At 42.3% G+C, this 19,411-nt stretch carries 19 protein-coding genes, 7 tRNA genes and 1 pseudogene (1 of these 27 cut by a window edge); 21 read left to right on the top strand and 6 right to left on the bottom strand.

What is annotated here, in order from left to right:
- From NST85_RS24210 to NST85_RS24180, 7 genes are all read left to right on the top strand, one after another.
- A tRNA-His gene (locus NST85_RS24210) sits at positions 1-50 on the top strand; it begins 26 nt to the left of the window's first position.
- Between the two features lie 68 nt (positions 51-118).
- Positions 119-191, top strand: a tRNA-His gene (locus NST85_RS24205).
- Between the two features lie 23 nt (positions 192-214).
- Positions 215-289: transfer RNA gene (locus NST85_RS24200), tRNA-Gln, on the top strand.
- Between the two features lie 7 nt (positions 290-296).
- Positions 297-371, top strand: a tRNA-Gly gene (locus NST85_RS24195).
- Positions 372-387: 16 nt separating this feature from the next.
- A tRNA-Cys gene (locus tag NST85_RS24190) sits at positions 388-461 on the top strand.
- Positions 462-471: 10 nt separating this feature from the next.
- Positions 472-560 (top strand) — tRNA-Leu (locus NST85_RS24185).
- Positions 561-622: 62 nt separating this feature from the next.
- Positions 623-704: transfer RNA gene (locus tag NST85_RS24180), tRNA-Leu, on the top strand.
- A 192-nt stretch (positions 705-896) separates the two neighbouring features.
- Here NST85_RS24180 and NST85_RS24175 read toward each other — a convergent pair.
- The 5 genes and pseudogenes from NST85_RS24175 to NST85_RS24155 all read right to left on the bottom strand — a co-directional run bounded on the left by NST85_RS24175 (position 897) and on the right by NST85_RS24155 (position 4,405).
- On the bottom strand, positions 897-1,739 hold the full coding sequence (locus tag NST85_RS24175; RefSeq protein WP_127190363.1) for a YitT family protein: 843 nt from the start codon (positions 1,737-1,739) through the stop codon (positions 897-899).
- Positions 1,740-1,806: 67 nt separating this feature from the next.
- Positions 1,807-2,012 (bottom strand): annotated as a pseudogene (locus NST85_RS24170) (cation/H(+) antiporter); the annotation flags it as partial.
- 66 nt (positions 2,013-2,078) lie between these two features.
- Positions 2,079-2,573, bottom strand: a complete 495-nt coding sequence (locus tag NST85_RS24165; RefSeq protein WP_127190362.1) for a cation:proton antiporter regulatory subunit — start codon at positions 2,571-2,573, stop codon at positions 2,079-2,081.
- A 66-nt stretch (positions 2,574-2,639) separates the two neighbouring features.
- Positions 2,640-3,008 carry a hypothetical protein gene (locus NST85_RS24160; protein WP_341190633.1) on the bottom strand — a complete coding sequence of 123 codons (369 nt, stop codon included), beginning with the start codon at positions 3,006-3,008 and terminating at the stop codon, positions 2,640-2,642.
- A gap of 119 nt (positions 3,009-3,127) precedes the next feature.
- On the bottom strand, positions 3,128-4,405 hold the full coding sequence (locus tag NST85_RS24155; protein WP_341190632.1) for an ArsB/NhaD family transporter: 1,278 nt from the start codon (positions 4,403-4,405) through the stop codon (positions 3,128-3,130).
- Between the two features lie 363 nt (positions 4,406-4,768).
- Here NST85_RS24155 and NST85_RS24150 point away from each other — a divergent pair, with 363 nt between their 5' ends.
- From NST85_RS24150 to NST85_RS24105, 10 genes are all read left to right on the top strand, one after another.
- A complete protein-coding gene (locus NST85_RS24150) occupies positions 4,769-5,065 on the top strand; it encodes a hypothetical protein (RefSeq protein ID WP_127190360.1) in 297 nt (98 codons plus the stop codon).
- Between the two features lie 63 nt (positions 5,066-5,128).
- Positions 5,129-5,812: a PspA/IM30 family protein gene (locus NST85_RS24145; RefSeq protein WP_127190359.1), complete on the top strand. Its 684-nt coding sequence runs from the start codon at positions 5,129-5,131 to the stop codon at positions 5,810-5,812.
- The gene (locus NST85_RS24140; RefSeq protein ID WP_127190358.1) at positions 5,809-6,288 is read left to right on the top strand and encodes a PspC domain-containing protein; all 480 of its coding nucleotides are present in this window, start codon (positions 5,809-5,811) and stop codon (positions 6,286-6,288) included. Before NST85_RS24145 ends, NST85_RS24140 begins: the two co-directional genes overlap by 4 nt.
- Before the next feature lie 3 nt (positions 6,289-6,291).
- Positions 6,292-6,993 carry a PspA/IM30 family protein gene (locus NST85_RS24135; protein WP_341190631.1) on the top strand — a complete coding sequence of 234 codons (702 nt, stop codon included), beginning with the start codon at positions 6,292-6,294 and terminating at the stop codon, positions 6,991-6,993.
- Positions 6,994-7,103: 110 nt separating this feature from the next.
- On the top strand, positions 7,104-7,754 hold the full coding sequence (gene liaF / locus NST85_RS24130; RefSeq protein WP_307402894.1) for a cell wall-active antibiotics response protein LiaF: 651 nt from the start codon (positions 7,104-7,106) through the stop codon (positions 7,752-7,754).
- 19 nt (positions 7,755-7,773) lie between these two features.
- A complete protein-coding gene (locus tag NST85_RS24125; RefSeq protein WP_127190355.1) occupies positions 7,774-8,853 on the top strand; it encodes a sensor histidine kinase in 1,080 nt (359 codons plus the stop codon).
- Positions 8,837-9,481: a response regulator gene (locus NST85_RS24120; RefSeq protein WP_127190407.1), complete on the top strand. Its 645-nt coding sequence runs from the start codon at positions 8,837-8,839 to the stop codon at positions 9,479-9,481. Before NST85_RS24125 ends, NST85_RS24120 begins: the two co-directional genes overlap by 17 nt.
- A gap of 159 nt (positions 9,482-9,640) precedes the next feature.
- On the top strand, positions 9,641-10,426 hold the full coding sequence (locus tag NST85_RS24115; protein ID WP_341190630.1) for a YwmB family TATA-box binding protein: 786 nt from the start codon (positions 9,641-9,643) through the stop codon (positions 10,424-10,426).
- 186 nt (positions 10,427-10,612) lie between these two features.
- Positions 10,613-12,160 (top strand): glucose-6-phosphate dehydrogenase, encoded by a 1,548-nt coding sequence (gene zwf, locus NST85_RS24110; RefSeq protein ID WP_127190353.1) that lies wholly within the window; start codon positions 10,613-10,615, stop codon positions 12,158-12,160.
- A 142-nt stretch (positions 12,161-12,302) separates the two neighbouring features.
- Entirely contained in the window at positions 12,303-13,886 is a 1,584-nt protein-coding gene (locus NST85_RS24105; protein WP_127190352.1) for a peptide chain release factor 3, read from the top strand.
- Positions 13,887-13,993: 107 nt separating this feature from the next.
- Here NST85_RS24105 and sspI read toward each other — a convergent pair whose 3' ends face one another.
- The gene (gene sspI, locus NST85_RS24100) at positions 13,994-14,227 is read right to left on the bottom strand and encodes a small acid-soluble spore protein SspI (protein ID WP_211350024.1); all 234 of its coding nucleotides are present in this window, start codon (positions 14,225-14,227) and stop codon (positions 13,994-13,996) included.
- 127 nt (positions 14,228-14,354) lie between these two features.
- On the opposite strand from sspI, the gene NST85_RS24095 reads away from it, so the two are divergent.
- The 4 genes from NST85_RS24095 to NST85_RS24080 all read left to right on the top strand — a co-directional run bounded on the left by NST85_RS24095 (position 14,355) and on the right by NST85_RS24080 (position 19,374).
- Positions 14,355-15,026 (top strand): potassium channel family protein, encoded by a 672-nt coding sequence (locus tag NST85_RS24095; protein ID WP_127190350.1) that lies wholly within the window; start codon positions 14,355-14,357, stop codon positions 15,024-15,026.
- 20 nt (positions 15,027-15,046) lie between these two features.
- On the top strand, positions 15,047-15,838 hold the full coding sequence (locus tag NST85_RS24090) for a TrmH family RNA methyltransferase (protein WP_341190629.1): 792 nt from the start codon (positions 15,047-15,049) through the stop codon (positions 15,836-15,838).
- A gap of 239 nt (positions 15,839-16,077) precedes the next feature.
- Complete coding sequence (locus tag NST85_RS24085) at positions 16,078-17,349, top strand: MerR family transcriptional regulator (protein ID WP_341190628.1); 1,272 nt, start codon at positions 16,078-16,080, stop codon at positions 17,347-17,349.
- Positions 17,350-17,562: 213 nt separating this feature from the next.
- On the top strand, positions 17,563-19,374 hold the full coding sequence (locus NST85_RS24080) for an FAD-dependent oxidoreductase (RefSeq protein ID WP_341190627.1): 1,812 nt from the start codon (positions 17,563-17,565) through the stop codon (positions 19,372-19,374).
- Positions 19,375-19,411 lie beyond the last annotated feature (37 nt).

The raw sequence follows: 19,411 nt of genomic DNA, 5'->3' as shown, positions 1-19,411 counted from the left end.
CCGGATTGTGGTTCCGGCATTCGAGGGTTCGAGACCCTTCGGTCGCCCCATTTAATTTCAAATATTCATTGGTGAGTGCCTTTTGGAAAGATCTTAAGGTTATTTTTTTTCTTGTGTGGCGATCGTGGCGAAGTGGTTAACGCACCGGATTGTGGTTCCGGCATTCGTGGGTTCGAGACCCATCGGTCGCCCTTTATTTCATCTAAAAAAGTGTTGGGGATTAGCCAAGCGGTAAGGCAACGGACTTTGACTCCGTCACCCATAGGTTCGAATCCTATATCCCCAGCCATTTATATGCGGACGTGGCTCAGCGGTAGAGCATCGCCTTGCCAAGGCGAGGGTCGCGGGTTCGATTCCCGTCGTCCGCTCCATTAGTTTTTATAATTCGGCGCCATAGCCAAGTGGTAAGGCACAGCTCTGCAAAAGCTCTATCCCCAGTTCAAATCTGGGTGGCGCCTCCATAATTTTTACGCGGGAGTGGCGGAATCGGCAGACGCACAGGACTTAAAATCCTGCGGTAGGTGACTATCGTACCAGTTCAAGTCTGGTCTTCCGCACCATTTTTATCTCTTATATGAGATGAAATTTATGAAGTAAGAGGAAATAAAAAAAATTGAATTATGCCGGCGTGGCGGAATGGCAGACGCGCTCGACTCAAAATCGAGAGGGAAACCGTGGAGGTTCGAGTCCTCTCGCCGGTACCAAACCTTTAAACTGCAACCCCAACATTCAAATGAATGTTGGGGTTTTTAATATGTGGATAAAGTACGAAAAGGGGCGTAAGGCCAGCCCGATGGGATCTTTCTGTATGGAGTAATCACTGTGCAGAAACAATATATAAAAAGAACGAGCAGCCGTTCAAACTGGCTACTCGTTCTTATAGTATTACAAACGATTTATTCTTTAAGTGTAATCGTACTATCACGATCATAATCCTTGACGAGGGCCTTTAAGCGTGTGGCCTCCCACAGATCACTCTTACATAGTAGTGTTCCGCTTTTGCCATTATGAGGTGGCTCAAGTAATTGTGATTGCCGATTTAGACGAATCAACAGCGCTTCCTGGATTTCGTAACAATAGAGACTAGTAATCGTAAAGGTACGACTGTACCTAAAGTTGCTTAGCGATATTTTCACTGTTTCGAAGGCCAGAATATAAGCGATAACAGAGTATAAGGCTTGCTCAAAACCGAAGTGAAATCCTGCCAAAGAGAGTATGCTACAATTCAAGATCAGGACCAGCCAGTCAGCAGATAAGGGCAATTTAAAATTAATCCATTCCGCTGTGTTCTGGGCCGTATCCAATGAGCCTCCGAAGCGTACGGCGAGTCCTATGCCAAATCCTAGAGACAATCCACCACCAATAGCTGCTGGAATGGGACTTGCTGTAAGCGCCGGATATGGGTGTAACAGGATAGCCGATATAGAGAATACAAGTAGTCCCAATACGGTCAACAAGCTGAATGAAGCGCTAATGTTTTTCCTCTGCAACAGAACAAGCGGTAGATTGAGTAAGAATAGGAACAGTCCTAATCTCATCTCCGTGTAGAACGCCATAATAGCAGATAACCCCGTCATACCTCCAACGACAATACCATGTGGCATTAGAAATAGTTCTAAACCTACGGAAGCAAGCAAAGCTCCGACAATAACTCCTAAGATGTTGATGAGTATGGGATTGATTCGCCAATGTAAACGGCGACGATCAACAGGGGAGAATGCCGTGAGTTTGTTTCTCATGCTCACTCCTCCTTTCCAAACCGTGATCAACCCGGCCAGGGGAAGTATTTCATATTTTTAATTGATTAAATAGTGTTCCACCTAATTTTGTAGGATCGATTGTGAGTCCGAAACTGAAGGAGAAGAAGCCCAATAAAACCGATGAGTAGAGCGCCGATCGCTTCAGCTACGTGAATCGATTCAGAGAATCCGGCAATTAGGAATAGAATTGAGGATAAACAATTCATTGGAACGAATATTTAATGCGCGGTTGAGGAATCCCGAAGTGTTGCGGAAATTAACCCGGCGAGCGCAATTAGAGCGATCGCCAGACCAATCTCAAAGATGACATGATCCAAATTAAGCAGTTCCATTTTGTAAGATTTGCTTAATTTGTTGTTGGTGAAGGCGTTCTCCTAAGACAACGACCAGCGCATCGGCAGTCAAGAGTAAATCTGCTCCAGGATTAATGTGTTTAGCATGATTTTTTTCAACGACAGCAATAATTGTGGCACCAGAACGCTGACGAACACGGAGTTCACCAATTGTTTTGCCAATGGATTTATAATTTGATTCAAGTTTATACCATTCAATGACCAGACCACCTAGAGCAACCTCGATGTTTTCTAGTGCAGTTGGTTTATAAGTAACACCGCCAATAATAGCAGATACATATCTAGCTTCATCGTCATCAAGTGTTACCATCGAGATGCTATCGTCCGGGTTATCATTTTCATAGTGGTACAATTCCCGTCTGCCGTCATCATGGATAATAATAGCAATTTTTTCACCACTACGAGTTTTAGCTACAATTTTTTTGCCAATCCCCGGTAAATCAGTTTCTTTGAGATTCATTAGTTTCAAGCCTCCAGTTAAGATATTAGAGAACATTTTTTTGGATGTTGGGTAAGAATGAATAGATCAATTAGGCTGATACGCCACAAACTTGCTGGTAAATTTTATGGGTAAGAGAAGAAGCCGTTTCATAAATAAAGAATAGGACGGTCGGAAATGTACCCACGGTGCAGAAAGTAAAAAGATTGCCGAAATGGGTATCGTTACAAGTGGAAATGGGGATCTGTCAATAATTAAATATTTGAGATGTGGTGATATGAGGCGCATGATTACTCTGGGACTCCGGTTGGAAAGATCACTTTCTAACGTTTCAGTCTCTGCAGTCTCAGATATTGCTGAGGTGAAAGAAATTCCAGGTAGAGATAAGACCATGAATAAGGCCAAAAAGGTGACAAAAAGCAATAGGCCTGTTGTTCCTTTTTTTAGTTTCATCATAGTCTGATCTCTCCCTTCAGCAATAATTTCATACTTTAAGGATATCACAGTAAATAGGGTATCTCAAAAAAAAAGATGATTTTATTATTAAATAATTGGCAATTAAGCTATAAGTGCATTTAAAAATAACGAAGAAGTATATAAATACTTGAGATCACAATGGACAAGAGCATTAACGGAAATCCAAATTTGATAAAACGCATAAACGTGATGGGTTCACCTTCTTTCGCAGACATCCCGGCTGCAATCAGATTAGCACTAGCTCCAATTAGGGAACCGTTTCCTCCCAGGCAGGCACCCAGCGCCAAGCTCCACCAGAGGGGTTCAAGATTAGATATCCCCATGCTCCCCATATCCTGAATCATCGGAATCATAGTGGCGACAAATGGAATATTATCAAGGAAACTGGAGGCTAGAGCACTAAGCCACAAGATAAGCATTGAGGACAGTAGTGTATCCCCGCCTGTTAATTCAATGGCATGTTCTGCTAACTGTTTGATGAGTCCCGTTTCTACCAAACCACCAACTAATACAAATAATCCTACAAAGAAAAAGATCGTTGGCCATTCCACAGAACGGAAGGCTCGTTCCATAACATGCTCGCCGGTAAACAATAAGAGTATGAATGCCCCTGCTAATGCGACTGTAGCGGATTCCAGATGCAAGGTCTGATGAAGGAAGAAACCGATCAACGTTACTCCAAGTATAACCAGACATTTTATTAGAAGCTTCTTATCCGTAATCAATCCATTTAATGGGATGTCCATGATGGTTTGACGGTTTTCGTCAGTTGTTCTTAGCCCTTTTCTAAAAACTACTACTAATAGGGGGAGAATTACTCCTAAAATGATAAAGACAATAGGTGTTAAGTTTTGCAAAAAGGCGACAAATGTTAATTCTGGGACTGCGCTACCGATCATAATGTTTGGTGGATCTCCGATTAAGGTTGCAGTACCGCCGATATTAGATGCAACAACTAATGAGAAAATGTACGGAAATGTTGGAACCTTTAACTGACGAGTTATGCTAAAGGCTACAGGGACTATCAATATAATAGTAGTTACATTGTCCAAGAGAGCTGAACCTAATGCCGTAATCAAGGCTAGCAGCCACAAGATCCTTACAGGGTTACCTTTGGCTTTTTTTGCTGTCCACATTCCTATGTAACTGAATAAACCAGTCTCTGCGGTAGTATTTACAATGATCATCATTCCAACTAAGAGTCCTAAGGTATTGAAATCGATATGATGAATTGCTGTTTCTTGATCCATGATTCCGAATACGACCATTAAAATACCACCAATCATGGCAAGTAATGTCCGATGAATCTTCTCAGAAATAATGAGTCCGTAGGTGAGTAAGAAAATGCCGATTGCAAGTATTGCTTGTTGTTCCATGGTAATCCTCCTTAGATGTGCAAAGCATGGAGTTAAGTATTAGATTGCCATGCTGGGGTTGAATTATTCCGGATATACCTGAAAAAAGACAAAAAGAGCCCGCAACATGGCAGGCTCCTCCAATAACTTCATTTTCTGTTGTTTAAAAGTGCATTCATCATTATAGTATTAGCTTTTAGAAAAGTAAAGGTTAAACTAAGAGCTAATATTAAGGACGCGAGATAAAACTGGCTACCTTAGGACTGACGAGCACCTCGACTAAGGTCTAGTATAAAAAACCGCCTGCGGTCCGTTTTGAAAAGATGCGTTTACACCTAGAATAAAGACATAAGGTTGATGCAAAGGAAAGGCGGTGATAAATCAATGAAAACAAATCGGCCCAATGGATTCGCAGTTGTACTTATTGCACTTGGAGTATTGGTACTGTTAGGTAAGCTAACCCCGTTACTGGGAAGTCTCTTCGGACTCCTGTTTACCATACTGGTGATCGCTTTAGGATATTACGGAATTCGCCGGGGGAACGCATTTTTTGGATGGATCGTCCTTATCTTCGGGATCATTTCTCTGATCTCAAAGCTAGCCTGGCTAATCGTACCGGTGCTTGGTATCGGATTGATCGTATATGGTATCTCGTCCCTTAAAGGACGTCGGGGTTACTAATTGCATATAGTTGGAGATATTAACTTGAATGAATGACCGAGAGGTTAGGAGGGATGATATGTCATGAGTGTATTTCGTCGAGTACGGGATATTACAGTAGCGAATTTAAATGAACGGTTAGAGCAGTCACAGGATCCGGTTCGATTAATCGATCAGTTTCTGATTGAGACTCGCCAGGAAATCGCCGAGGCAGAGAAACTCCATCATCATTATGCAGGACACACCAAACAGTTAAAGCAACAGGTGGATCAAGCTAAGGTAATGAAGGATAAGCGAGAAGAGCAAGCACTGCTTGCACTTAAAGCTGGTGAGGAACATCTTGCCAAGATGGCACTACAAGAAAAGATTCTATATGAAGAGAAGATCGAGCAGTATTCTGGGCTATATACCCAGAGCTTGGAGTCACTTCAGGAACTTGAAAATCAATTACATGAATTAAAGACAGAATATCAAGTGGTGTATAGCAAGCGACAGTATTATTACGCAAGAATGGAGACACTTCGTTTGCAACAACGTATGAACCAACGGATGAGCGGTTACGGTACGCAAGATGTGCCGAAAATGTTCAATCGTTTGGAAGATCGAGTGTCCGATATGGAATGGGAAGCCCGTAGCCTCCGTGATTTACGGAAGGTCGGTGAGGATTTCGTTAACCAAGCGGGATCCGCAATTCAATCCACATTGGAGCAAGAACTCTCCCGCTTGAAGCAAAAGCTGAACAACAATGGGGAGGGGCAAGGAAAATGAGAAGCATATACCGTTCCAGACGGAACAGATGGATAAGCGGTCTGATTGGTGGGCTTGCAGAAAACCTAGGCATTAGTTCCTTTGCACTGCGGCTGTTAGCGCTAATTAGTATTCCTTTCACGGGTGGAACGACTATATTCATCTACTTTATCGCTGCCCTTGTGATTCCGAAGGAGCCTTTCAGTCCACATGATCCTTATTTTAACGGTGGATGGAATAATGGAGGTTACAACAATAACGCCTACGGGCCAGGGAATCATGGGGACCCACGGTACAGACAACGACCTCCGGTCGGTGGACACCCATTTGAAGGCCAGACCCAATACGGTGGTAGACCGATGGGGAACAACGGATTTGAAGCAGCAGATGCATCAAACCTGGATTCCATGATGAAAGATATTGAGAAAAAAGCCATGAAAAAAGAATTGGAAGAGCTTCGTAAAAAGCTTTCTAACTATGAGAAGGGAGAAGTGTAAAAAATGGGAGTATTCAAACGAATTAAAGATATCACTAAAGCGTCGGTAAATGATTTGCTCGATAAGGTGGAGGAACCAATTGTTATGCTCAATCAGTACCTACGTGATATGGAGGCCGAGATTCGGGATGCCGAAGTAACAGTAGCTAAACAAATGGCTAATGAACGTAGAATGAAACAACGCTTAGATGAGGCGGTACGCATCTCTATGCAGCGTGAGAGTCAAGCTGAGGTTGCTCTAAATAATGGTCAAGAGGAATTGGCACGTAAGTTACTGGAAGAAAAAATTCATTACGATCAAAAGCAAGCTGAATATGTTGACTTGCATGTTCAATCTGAAGCTCAAGCTTCTGAATTGAAACAACAATTGCACGAAATGAAGGATGAATTCTACAAGCTTCGCAACAAACGCAATGATTTGGTTAACCGTGCGCAAATGGCGAAGGCTAGAAAACAAATGTCACAAGTTAGCAGCCTGCATACGATCGAGAGTGGTAATGCTTCACTAGGATTCCATCGTATGGAAGAGAAGATTATGCAGTTGGAAGCAGAGGCAGAAGTTTCAGGTATTACATACCGTGGAACCTCTACGGGAGTTTACTCCAGCCCAGCCGATGCGGAGAAACAGTTGAAAGTTGACGCACAACTCGAGGCGCTTAAGTCCAAATTGAACTCTTCTACAAAGCGTGAGGCAAGCAAAGAATAACGTGTTCACGTCGAATAAACAATGTGGTATGCTATAAAATGGTGAAGCCATGCGGTAAGAAACTACCGTTATGGCTTTTCCGATCTTATGAACCGACAGGGAGGTGCGACATGGATACGCGGAAAAGATTCTTGGCTATCGGTCTGATCGGAATTGGCGTTATGATGATTTTCGGCAAATGGCTAGGATTTTTCACTATCGTCGCCCTCATTATTATAGGTTATGGTGTGTACAAAGTTCGTCAAGGTGAAGAGGTAAAGACTGGTTATATCTTACTTGCAGTGGGCGGAGTTATGATCCTGCTGGATCACTTTATGCTGATGGTTGCGATACTGATGATTTCGCTAGGATTCTATTACGCCAAGATTAGAAAGACGCAACCGGAAGGAAACCATGTACAGAAACAGAACATCACTTCTAACATCCATTGGGATCGGGATCCTTGGACTCTACGTAATACAAGTATGTGGCATGTGATAGGGGAACTTGATATTGACTTGTCCCTCGCGATTGAGGAAAGTGAGTCTAATATTCTGATGTTCCATGGTATCGTGGGTGATATTAATTTGATTGTTCCTGAAAATTATGGGGTAGACATCGAGGCCTTCGTATTGTTTGGTCAAATTGATTTTGATCAGGAAAAGGAGACTGGGATGTTGAATCGCTTATATTGGAAATCTCCAAACTACCATACTAGTGAATTTAAAGTGAAAATTATCATTTCCTACCTTGTCGGAGATGTAGATATACGATTAACTTGAGATTGGAGGAGAGCCCTGCATGAAGAAGAGGAAGTCTGTAAATATGTTATCTCGAAGCATGCGGGAAGGGATTCTCCTGTCATTTATTATATTGATTGCAGTTCTTTACGTTCTATATACATATGATTATTTTAACCCGTCAGGTTCATGGAAAACGGGGATAAAAGCCGGTCTTTCATTATTGTCACTATTGATTAGTATTGGTGCTATCTATGGTTTCTTACAAGGTTATCGTCCAAAACGAAAAATTGATTTGCTGAGGGATTCTCTCTTACAATGGGAGAAGGGAAATCAAACTGGGGTAGTCCCAAAGCTTGGTGAAGATGAGATGGGGCGGCTAGGTGAGCAACTAGAGAGAATAGGTAAGCGCTGGGAAGAGCAGGTCACTTCACTTCAGCGGCTTTCTACACATAATGCTCAGTTGGCTGAGCAAGCTAGGGTTTCAGCGATTGTAGAGGAAAGACAGCGACTCGCCCGTGAGCTTCATGATGCGGTATCGCAACAGCTATTTGCAATATCCATGACCGCCACAGCGGTGGGAAGAACGCTAGATAAGGACTTCGATAGAGCTAAGCTCCAAGTTGAATTGATCGAAGAGATGGCTTCTGTTGCTCAATCTGAAATGAGAGCGCTTCTGCTTCATCTACGTCCGGTATACCTCGAGGGTAAGGAATTATCACAAGGGTTATTGGAACTCGTAAAAGAGCTCAAAACAAAAGTACCGATGGAGCTAATACTTGAGATGGATGAGGAATTGAAACTGGGCAAAGGAATTGAGAACCACCTGTTCCGTATCATTCAGGAAGCAATGTCGAATACCCTTCGTCATGCTAAAGCGGATAAGATGGAAATTCGCATTCATCAGAAGGGAGATGTTGTGAAGGTCGCGCTTAGGGATAACGGTATCGGCTTTGAATTGGATGAGAAGAAGCAGATATCTTACGGGTTGTCGACGATGCAAGAGCGTGTGCGTGAGGTTGGTGGATCGATTCAATTCATTACAGCTCTGGGCAAGGGGACGCGTATTGAGATCACAATACCTTTGATGAATGAGGAAAGTGGGGAGATTCTTAGTCATGGAGATGGACAAGGAGATTAAAGTACTGCTCGTGGATGATCATGAGATGGTAAGGATAGGGTTGGCAGCAGTGTTAGGCACTGAGGACGGTATAGAGGTTGTTGGTGAGGCAAGTAGTGGAGAAGAAGGCATTCGGCTCGCAACAGAATATAGACCCGATGTTGTTCTGATGGACCTAGTGATGGAAGGTATGGATGGAATCGAAACAACAAGACAACTGCTAGCACTGTATCCTGATTGTAAAGTGATTGTATTGACCAGCTATCTGGATGATGAAAAGATGTATCCGGTTATCGAAGCAGGAGCATTTAGCTACTTGTTGAAAACCTCCCGTGCATCCGAAATTGCTGAAGCCATCCGAGCCGCTGCACGAGGACAGTCCGTATTGGAATCGCAAGTCGCTTCCAAAATGATGAATCGCTTGCGTCAGCCTAAACCAGAAACACCAGCTTATGAGGAACTAACCGAACGTGAGATGGATGTACTAAGGTTGTTGGCTCAAGGAAAGTCTAACCAAGATATTGCAGATGATCTGATCATCGGAATCAAAACAGTTAAATTCCATGTGACTAATATTTTAGCCAAATTAGATGTGGATGACCGTACACAAGCAGCTATTTATGCTTATAAGAATGGCTTAGCTGAATAATTTGGAATAGTATAGTTCAAGAAGCAAAGAGACTTCACTTCGATGTCTCTTTTTTTGTTATATTTTATTAATTTATCGCGGTTTAAGTATAACTTCATAGTTCATGGGACATCCTATTTCATAGATTGATAGATTTGGTGAGGGTGGGAGAATGATCTTATGAAGAAACTAGGAAGCTATGCACTTATTATTATATTAGTTGCAGTTGTAATGGTCGGATTTGAGAAGGGAAGGCATACAGATGCCGCAGTGAATCATCCGGTAGATGATGCTAGTGTGCAATTAGCCCAGTTGATGAATATAGGAAAAGTGGTTATACAAGATAAAGTCCGGGTTACGATAAAATGGCAAGGGGAGTGGAATACACTACTTGCGCCGGAGGAAGCGGCAGATGTACTTTCAACTCGTCTAGGATTATCTGGGCTCGTCTATGATAAAGTTCAGGATCATACTCAGTATTATGCTCTGGGGGATTTGAACGGTGTACAATCCAAGCTTTCAGTTACTGTTCGGGAGAAAGGAAGACTCTATGTAGTATTACGACTGGAGACTGAGACCCTCGAAGGTATGAATGCTCTGGGCACCTTGCAGTATAATTATGGGAGCTCGCTTGCGGATGAAGGAGTAAACGTGAAATGGAATGCAGCTCTACAAGGAATGACAAATGAACAGACCGGAGACATGGACGGGGTTCAATCGTTAACTCCTGGAGAGAAGTTGAAGAATATAGAGCAGCAGGTAGAGAACACAATACAACCGCTAAAAATGGTAGACAGCTATGAAGATGGTAACACAATCAGTCGATCTTATGAGGTGGATGGATTACCAATTTCTGTTTATAGTGGGGATCACCAAATTTCATTGCAAGTGGCTCTGCACCGAAATTTAGACACGGGTCGTCAAGAGATTTCTATAGGCTCACCATTACTGACGATTGAATATTAGATGAATATTAGGTAAAGATTAGATGAAATTTCATTAAATACATCAATTTTTGATATTTATTTGATGGCATCCTTGCAGAGGATATGCTAAAATTACATGACATCTTATGATGACTAAGTAAAGTCATCAAAATGATGGGTTATGAATAAATATACACTATATTACATATAGAAAGAATGAGGAGCCATGGCTGAAATTCAAAATCTAGAATCACTGCAGACACCAGGAGCGGTATTTTTTATTTTCGGGGCAACCGGAGATTTAGCACGTCGTAAGTTGTATCCTGCAATATACTCTTTGTATACTGAAGGAAAGCTTGCGGAAGATTTTGCGGTTATCGGCGTGGCGCGGCGTCCGCGTTCACATGAGGAGTTCCGCGAAGACATCTATCGTTCCATCAAGGAATTTTGTCGTTATAAGGTGGAAGACACCGCAAAGTGGACTCAGTTCGCAGAGCATTTTTCATATAAATCACTAGACATTAATAATATTGACGGATACCGTGAACTTCGTGAATTAACAGAAACGGTAGAAGCGCGCTTTGATATACCGGGAAATCGAATGTTCTATCTGGCACTCGCTCCAGAATTGTTCGGTAGTGTGTCCTTCAACTTACAGAAGGGTGGCATGCTCAGCAGTGCTGGTTGGCACCGTCTTGTTATTGAGAAGCCATTTGGTTATGATCTGTTGTCGGCTCAGAAACTAAATGAAGAACTGAATCAAGTATTCAAAGAAGAAGAGATTTATCGGATCGATCACTATCTAGGCAAAGAAATGGTGCAGAATATCGAGGTTATTCGTTTTGCGAATGCTTTCTTTGAGCCTCTGTGGAACAATAAACACATTGCTAATATCCAGATCACACTCAGTGAAACGGTGGGTGTTGAGGAGCGTGGTGGGTATTACGATCATTCGGGAGCGTTGCGTGATATGGGGCAGAACCATATGCTGCAAATGCTAACGATGATAGCAATGGAAGCACCTAGCCGTTTGTTCCCTGAAGATATTCGGGACGAGAAGGTGAAGGTGTTGCGCTCGTTACGACCTTATTCATCCCCACTTGAAGTGGCGGAGAATGTTGTGCGTGGTCAATATACACAGGGCGAGAGCAAAGGCAAATCACTACCAGGGTATCGCCAGGAAGATAAAGTTGCTCCTGATTCCAATACGGAAACTTATTTTGCAGCTAAAGTACTCGTTGATAATTTCCGCTGGGCTGGCGTTCCATTCTATATTCGGACTGGTAAACGACTACCTGTCAAAACGACAGAAGTTGTTGTTGAATTCAAACAAATGCCAACGAACGTTTACTTGGGTCAGAAGCATACACTAGAACCAAACCTGTTGGTTATTCGTGTGAATCCGATGGAAGGCATCTATATTAAGATTAATGCCAAGAAGCCAGGTTCCGAATCCCAAATTCAGCCTTTAGCAATGGAATTCTGCCAAAGCTGTCAAGTGGGTATTAATTCTCCTGAAGCGTATGAGCGCCTTATCCATGATGCAGCGAATGGTGACTCCACTTATTTCACTCGCTGGGATGAAGTGGCTACAGCTTGGGCGTTCGTGGATCGTATCGCAGCAGCTTGGGGACAGACTCCAAGCGATATTAGCTCTTATCCTGCTGGTTCATGGGGACCTAAGGAAGCTGATGAATTACTCGCTAAGGATGGATTCCATTGGTGGCCAGTAAATGGACAAGAGGAAGACGACGTTGTTTGGACAAAGTCCTGATACTATCATCATAATACAGGCTAGAATCCAGAATATAAGCCGTCTTTCAAGCATAACGCTTGAAAGCGGCTTTTTTGCGTATGGAGAGTCAAAATATGTTACAATGTAAGACGTGACTTTGTGGAATGAAAGGAAAGTGAGAATGAGCAAAGCATTGGAACAAGAATTGCAACATGAGGTGGATAAACGCAGAACATTTGCGATTATTTCCCACCCGGATGCCGGGAAAACGACATTAACGGAGAAGCTGCTACTATTTGGTGGAGCAATCCGTCTAGCGGGCTCAGTTAAAGCTCGTAAAGCCAGCAAACATGCAACAAGCGACTGGATGGAGATTGAGAAGCAACGGGGGATTTCCGTTACCTCCTCTGTCATGCAGTTTGATTATAACGGTCATCGCGTTAATATTTTGGATACACCGGGTCACCAGGACTTTAGTGAGGACACTTATCGTACATTAACGGCTGCGGATAGCGCTGTGATGTTGATCGACGTTGCTAAAGGGGTCGAGGCTCAGACCATCAAACTATTTCAGGTCTGCGCTCAACGGGGAATTCCGATCTTTACGTTTATTAACAAGTTGGACCGTGAAGGTCGCAGTCCATTCGAACTGATGGAACAAATTGAACAAGTGCTTGGCATCCGTTCAGTGCCGATGAACTGGCCTATTGGTTCAGGACGCGAGTTGTGCGGGGTATACGATCGAATGAATAATCAAGTTGAATTATTCCAAGGCGACGATCATTCCAACATTCAAGTGAAGAAGGTCGAGGATTATCTGGACCCTGAGATTCGTAAAATGGCGGGAGATTACTTGCACGATCAGCTTTGTCAGGATCTAGAGCTACTCGATGTAGCTGGTGATCCATTCGATTTGGAGAAAGTGAAACGAGGAGAGCTGACCCCTGTCTTCTTCGGCAGTGCGGTTAACAATTTTGGTGTACAGACTTTCCTAGATAACTTCCTCAAGCTTGCTCCTAAACCGGAACCTCGTCGTAGCACGACCGGGACTGTAGAACCGACGAATGAGAAGTTTACGGGATATGTATTTAAAATTCAAGCTAATATGAATCCTGCGCACCGTGACCGTATTGCGTTTCTACGTATCGTTTCAGGTAAGTTTGAACGCGGAATGTCAGTGAAACATGTACGTATGGGTAAAGAGATTAAGTTGTCACAACCACAGCAATTTCTAGCTCAAGATCGTGATATCGTCAGTGAGGCTTACCCAGGTGATATTATCGGGTTGTTTGATCCAGGTATTTTCCGGATTGGAGATTCGTTAAGCCAAGGTAGTGAAGTTGTATTCGATGAACTTCCTACGTTCTCTCCTGAGATATTTGCCAAGGTAACGGCGAAGAACGCACTGAAGCATAAGCAATATCAAAAAGGGATCGAGCAGCTAACAGAAGAGGGAACGATTCAGGTGTTCACTACTGTTGGCTTTGAAGATACTATGCTGGGTGTGGTTGGGCAACTTCAATTTGAAGTTTTCGAATACCGAATGAAAGGCGAATATGGCGTTGATGTACAGTTGCAACGGATGCCGTATCAGTTTGCCAGATGGATTGTTGGAGACAAGATCGATCCTTCTAAATTCCGGATTAACTCCACACTTGTGAAAGATAAGAAGGGCAATTATGTCGTGCTGTTTGAGAATGAATACGCGATGCGTACGGCCATGGATAAGAATCCAGATGCTAAATTTCTTGAGGTTGCGCCATAAGTGTTGTCGTTGTCCTTACTAATTCGAAAATAAACAAACAACAAGCCTTTTCCCGGCCCATACCGAGCCAAGAGAAGGCTTGTTGTTTGTTGTAAAGGGCAATCTTCTTATTTCAGTGGGCCCAGATCAGTTGCTTCGATTTTGCTGTGAAGCATGGAGATTAAAGCGTTCTGTTTGGTCTGGTCGATATTCTTCCACATCATCTCAAAAATAACGCCGAGTCCCGGAAGCGCAGCTTCCTGAGCATCGATGGAACCTTCAATCATGCTTCGAAGATCACCTTCGCTTTTACCATGTATCTTGTGCATGATAGCTTGTCGCAAATCCATTGTGATCGCCACGGGAATCCCTCCTAGAAATGTTACTTGCCCGGTTGTTAATCTTCCCTATGACACGGCTGAAAATACAAGTTTTAGGATAGGTGTGATATACTAAAGCAAATTAATTCTGTCTTGGGTAGGTGAAGTTATGGCGTCAGCGAAAAAACAGTTTGCTGTCATTGGGATGGGACGCTTCGGCTTTAGTGTAGCTAAAGCTTTAAGTGAAATGGGTTTTGACGTTCTTGCTATCGATTCCGATGAACATAGCACGCAAGCTGTATCCAATATTGTTACACATGCTGTATCGGCAGATTCCACGGATGAAGAAGCACTTCGTGCACTGGGTGTTCGAAATTTCGACGTTGTGGTCGTGGCGATTGGTGAAGATATACAAGCCAGCATTCTGACTACGCTCATCTTGAAAGATCTTGGCGGACCCATCATCATTGTTAAAGCGCAAAATGAATTGCATGGGAAGGTACTTCAGAAGATAGGGGCCGATAAAGTCATCTTTCCTGAAAGGGATATGGGACTTCGTGTAGCTCACCATCTCACTTCTCCGAACATTCTGGACTATATCGAGTTGTCAGATGAATACAGCATTGTTGAACTACGCGTTACCAAAGGTATGATTGGCAAAAATCTGAAGGAGCTTAATATTCGGGCGCTCTTCGGATGCAATGTGATGGCGATCAAACGAGGAACAAAGATGAACATCTCTCCTGCAGCAAGTGACCGGCTTACCGTTGAGGATGTCCTAGTCATCGTCGGTGAGAAGAATGATCTTACTAAGTTAGAGTTGGCTTACTCAGAATCTTAAATATAAGGATGAACAGACTGATGCAAATATTGTCTCCGCAGAATGCCCGTGTTAAGGAATGGGCGGGGCTGTTAGAGAAGAAATATAGGGATAAGCATAATAAGTATTTGATTGAAGGTATCCATTTAGTACAAGAAGCGTTGAAAGCTAACGCCGATATTGAATGTATTTGTTATGAGATCGAGTCCGGAATTCCGAGTGAATTAAATGGAGTCGCATCCTCAAGTTTGGATGTGGAGTGGATTGGCGTGTCTGGGGCCGTGATTGCTAAATGCAGTGATGCGAAGACACCGCAACCTGTCTTTGCGATCCTTCGTAAGGTAGGGGGCTCTTTGTTGCCTTTACTTCAGAAGGGGAACAGCCTTGTTGTTGTATTAGATGGTATACAGGACCCAGGAAATGTGGGGACGATCATTCGCAGTGCAGACGCTGTTGGGGCGGATGGTGTTATCGTGGGTGCAGGTTGCGCCGATATTTATGGACCTAAGGTACTTCGTTCTACAATGGGCTCGCTATTTCATTTGCCTGTAATTCACGGAAACCTGAGTGAAATTCTACCACAGGCCAAGGAACATGGTATTTCTCTGGCAGGCACGAGTCTGCAGGCGGCGCAGAATTGCTACGCTTACGATTTTAAAGGGCCGGTATGGTTACTGCTTGGCAGTGAGGCCAAGGGCCTGAGTAATGAGGTTCGTGCGCTTATGGATGATGGGCTGATTATACCGATGCGTGGTCAAGCAGAATCACTCAATGTAGCGATGGCTGCTTCCATATTGTTGTTCGAAGCGCAGCGTCAGCGTTATTTTAACTAAACAAACAATAAATCTGATAAAGTAATGCTATATTAGTCCCGATGTGTCAGAAGTCCTTGATACAGCGGGGCTTTTTTGAGTACTATGGAGTCAAATGTTTCCTCAACAAATGATTGCGCGGTATTTGAAGTTCAGGTACGATGGCAGTAAGAACCCGTACAGATACATTTGTGATAATTTTCACAAAATTTGTTAGATTATTAATTTAACATTAGGTAGCTCTGAAGGAGTAATGCACAATGAAAATTGGTAAATTCTCTAAAAAGCATAATATTACGCAGGACACCATTCGCCACTATATTGATATGGGGTTACTTGTTGCTGAAAAGCAAGGTTGTCAGTATAAGTTCAGTGAAGAGGATAGTCATGATATCGAAAAAATATTTGCACTAAAGAAATTAGATTTTTCTCTAACCGAAATTCAGGAAATACTATGTTTTAATCGATTGGAAGGCGATAAGTCAGATGCCTACAGACAATTTTACTTATCCTTATTGGAGAGAAAACAAGAACAAATCATGAAAGAACAGCTAAAATTCAATGAGATCAATCTCCAGTTAAAAGATAGAATTAAAAACTTAAAAGTGGATGGGATAAGTCAAAAGAAAACCTTGGGTTTTCCGCTAGCCGCTTTAGGTCTTTTGGAGTGTCCTTGTTGTGAAAAAACACTAGATATTAGTGGAGGTACTGTAGAAAAAAATATGATGTTAGAAGCCATTATTCAATGTGAATGTGGTTACATTGCGATTATAGAAAATGGAATTTATATAGATGAGAAAATTGTAAGAAAAAAGATCATGCCTACAAAGGAAGTGTTTTTTGAGGCAGCTTCACCTAACTATATAAATTTTTTGTATAATGGGACCACTACATTAATCGATTACATACAAACACATGGATATGCCCCTAAATATATGATGGAACTTGATAATTGTACAGGTAGATTTTTAATGCATTATATTGATCATTTACCTAAAAGTTGTACCTACATTCTCATTTGTCATGACAAGGAAAGACTAGCTAATATGAAGAGAAATCTAGAGCTACAATATGAGCATAGTAACTTTATCTTTTTCTGTTGTGATATAGATAGATTGCCGATGACAAAGTCCTCTATTGATATCATCGTTGACCATTGGATGAGCAAGACGTATGCCAAATCAACGAATAAGATTTTACTGGATATCGTTTCGCCTTACTTAAAACAAGAGGGACTTCTGACTGGAGCATTTCCCCATATAGGTACTAAATGTAAGGACTTTATAGACATCCCAGTAGAAATAAGAGATTATTTCAATAAAAATAATATATTAGAGAAATTAGGAAGTTTAGAGTTATCTCAGTTAGATGCTATAGACATTGGTCCGATCATCGAAAACAACCCATATATTGATATCAGGAATAAGGAACTATACCAGACTCTTTATGTTGGGAAGAAGAAGAGAAATTTCGAGGTTATTTCCTCAAGAGTTGAGCACGAGTTGAAACATAAACAGAATATGATTTCCTAAACATAGATAGAGCAGAGCCACTAACCCGATCAAACAAATTCATTGCTTTAATTCATATTTGTCCTTCTAAGGAAACCTTGGGTTAACCCCAGGGTTTTTATTTTTTTCACCTTTTTCACGTGCAAAATTTCACAAAGTCATCTTGACGTGGTGATGACCCCACAATATAAGCTTAATTATATTAATAAGCTATATATCAAGGGGGAAAAAGAAATGAAAATGAATTTGAAAAGGATAGGGTTTGTGCTATTAGGACTAGTGCTAATGCTAAGCGTAGTTGCTTGTTCTAAATCTGCTTCAGATACGAACTCAAATTCTAATGCAGCTGAGACTTCTGGTAAGTATAAAGCTGGAACTTACACAGCAACGGCTGCTGGTAACAATGGCGATGTAACGGTTGAGGTTGTATTTGATGAAAACTCGATCGTTTCAGTAACGGTGAAGGAAAATAATGAAACTAAAGGTCTTAGTGATAAGGCGATCGAACGTATACCTCTACAAATTGTTGAGGGTCAGACCTTGGCTCTTGATGTAGTGTCGGGTGCTTCCAATTCGTCGAAGGCCATCCTCGCTGCGGTTGAAGATTGTGTCAAGCAAGCTGGTGGAGATGTAGATGCTCTTAAAGTTGCTGCCGTGACCGAGAATAAACCGCTAAAGGAATCTGAGTTAACTACGGATGTGGTCATTATCGGGGGCGGGGGAACCGGCCTTGCAGCGGCTGGATCAGCTTTCGAGAATGGCGCTAAAGTTATTGTGCTAGAAAAATTGGCGAACTTAGGGGGTTCTACGGCATTATCAGGTGGAGCTATCGCGGCACCAGGTACTCGATTCCAAAAAGAACTTGGTATTGAGGATTCACCTGAATCATGGTTAGAACTGTGGAAAGAACGTCAAAATACAAGTAATCCGGACAGTAAATATCCTGATTATGACCGCGTATTAACCTTTATGGATGATGCGGTAGATACAACACATTGGTTAGTCGATAATATGAATCATAAGTATAGAAGTGTAGAGGGATTTGGCGTTGACCCTGTAGCCCGCCTTCATTTTCCTGAAGTAAGTGGCGCTAGTATCATCGAGAATATGGAGAAAACTCTGAATGACAAAGGGATAGACATTCTTACAGAGACAAAAGCAACGGAATTAATCACGGATGATAAAGGTGATGTGATCGGTGTTAAGGCTGAGAATGCTGAAGGAATTCTGATCATTCATGCGAAAAAAGTCATTATTGCTTCAGGAGGCTTTGCTAAGAGTGAGGAACTAATGAAGCGTTTCTTACCTGAATTTGTTGAGGATATGGATATTAGTGCAGCTTCAGCAGGCAGCACAGGTGATGGAATTATCATGGCGGAGAAGTTAGGCGCTGCGCTATACGAAGATCCATGGATTATTGGTTTGGGTATGGCGAGTCGTGTTCCTGAATTAAGAGTTCTTGAATGGGATCCAACGAAAGTATTGGTAAATGAAAAAGGCGAGCGCTTTATGAATGAGAATAGCCATTACGCAATTGTAACTAATAAAGTTGCTGTCAACGAACAAGTGTGGATGCTTATCGATTCAAGTGAAGCAAATGCTGCAGTGATTAAATCCATTGAAGGACAACTTCCGAATGATGAAATCGCTGTAGGGCAAACCATGAAAGAATTGGCTGCAGCTATGCAAGTACCTGAGGCGGCTTTAGTGACAACAATGGATACTTTCAATGCGGGCGTAGCTTCCGGGAAAGATGCTTTTAAGAAAGAAGCAACAACACTTGTAGCTGTTGATAAAGGACCATTCTATGCGTTTAAATTTAATCCGCGGACGATGGGTACCTTTGGTGGAGTGAAAGTTGACGAGAATTATCGTGTTCTAAAAGAAGACGGATCCGTTATCAATAATCTTTATGCAGGTGGAGAAGCAGCTAATCGTTATCTCTATAACCAAGTCTATATGACTGGTAGCGCTGTTCAATATGCATTAACTAGCGGTCGCTTGAGCGGAGAGCATGCTGCAAAAGCAGTTGCAGAAGGAGAATAATTGAATTTCTAGACGTTAGCAATCATTAAACAACAGA

The organism is Paenibacillus sp. FSL K6-2524 (assembly GCF_038005525.1).
In the GTDB taxonomy this organism is placed as follows: domain Bacteria; phylum Bacillota; class Bacilli; order Paenibacillales; family Paenibacillaceae; genus Fontibacillus; species Fontibacillus anaericanus.
Note: the sequence above shows the minus strand (reverse complement) of the source record. Positions and strands in the feature narration are given on the sequence as shown.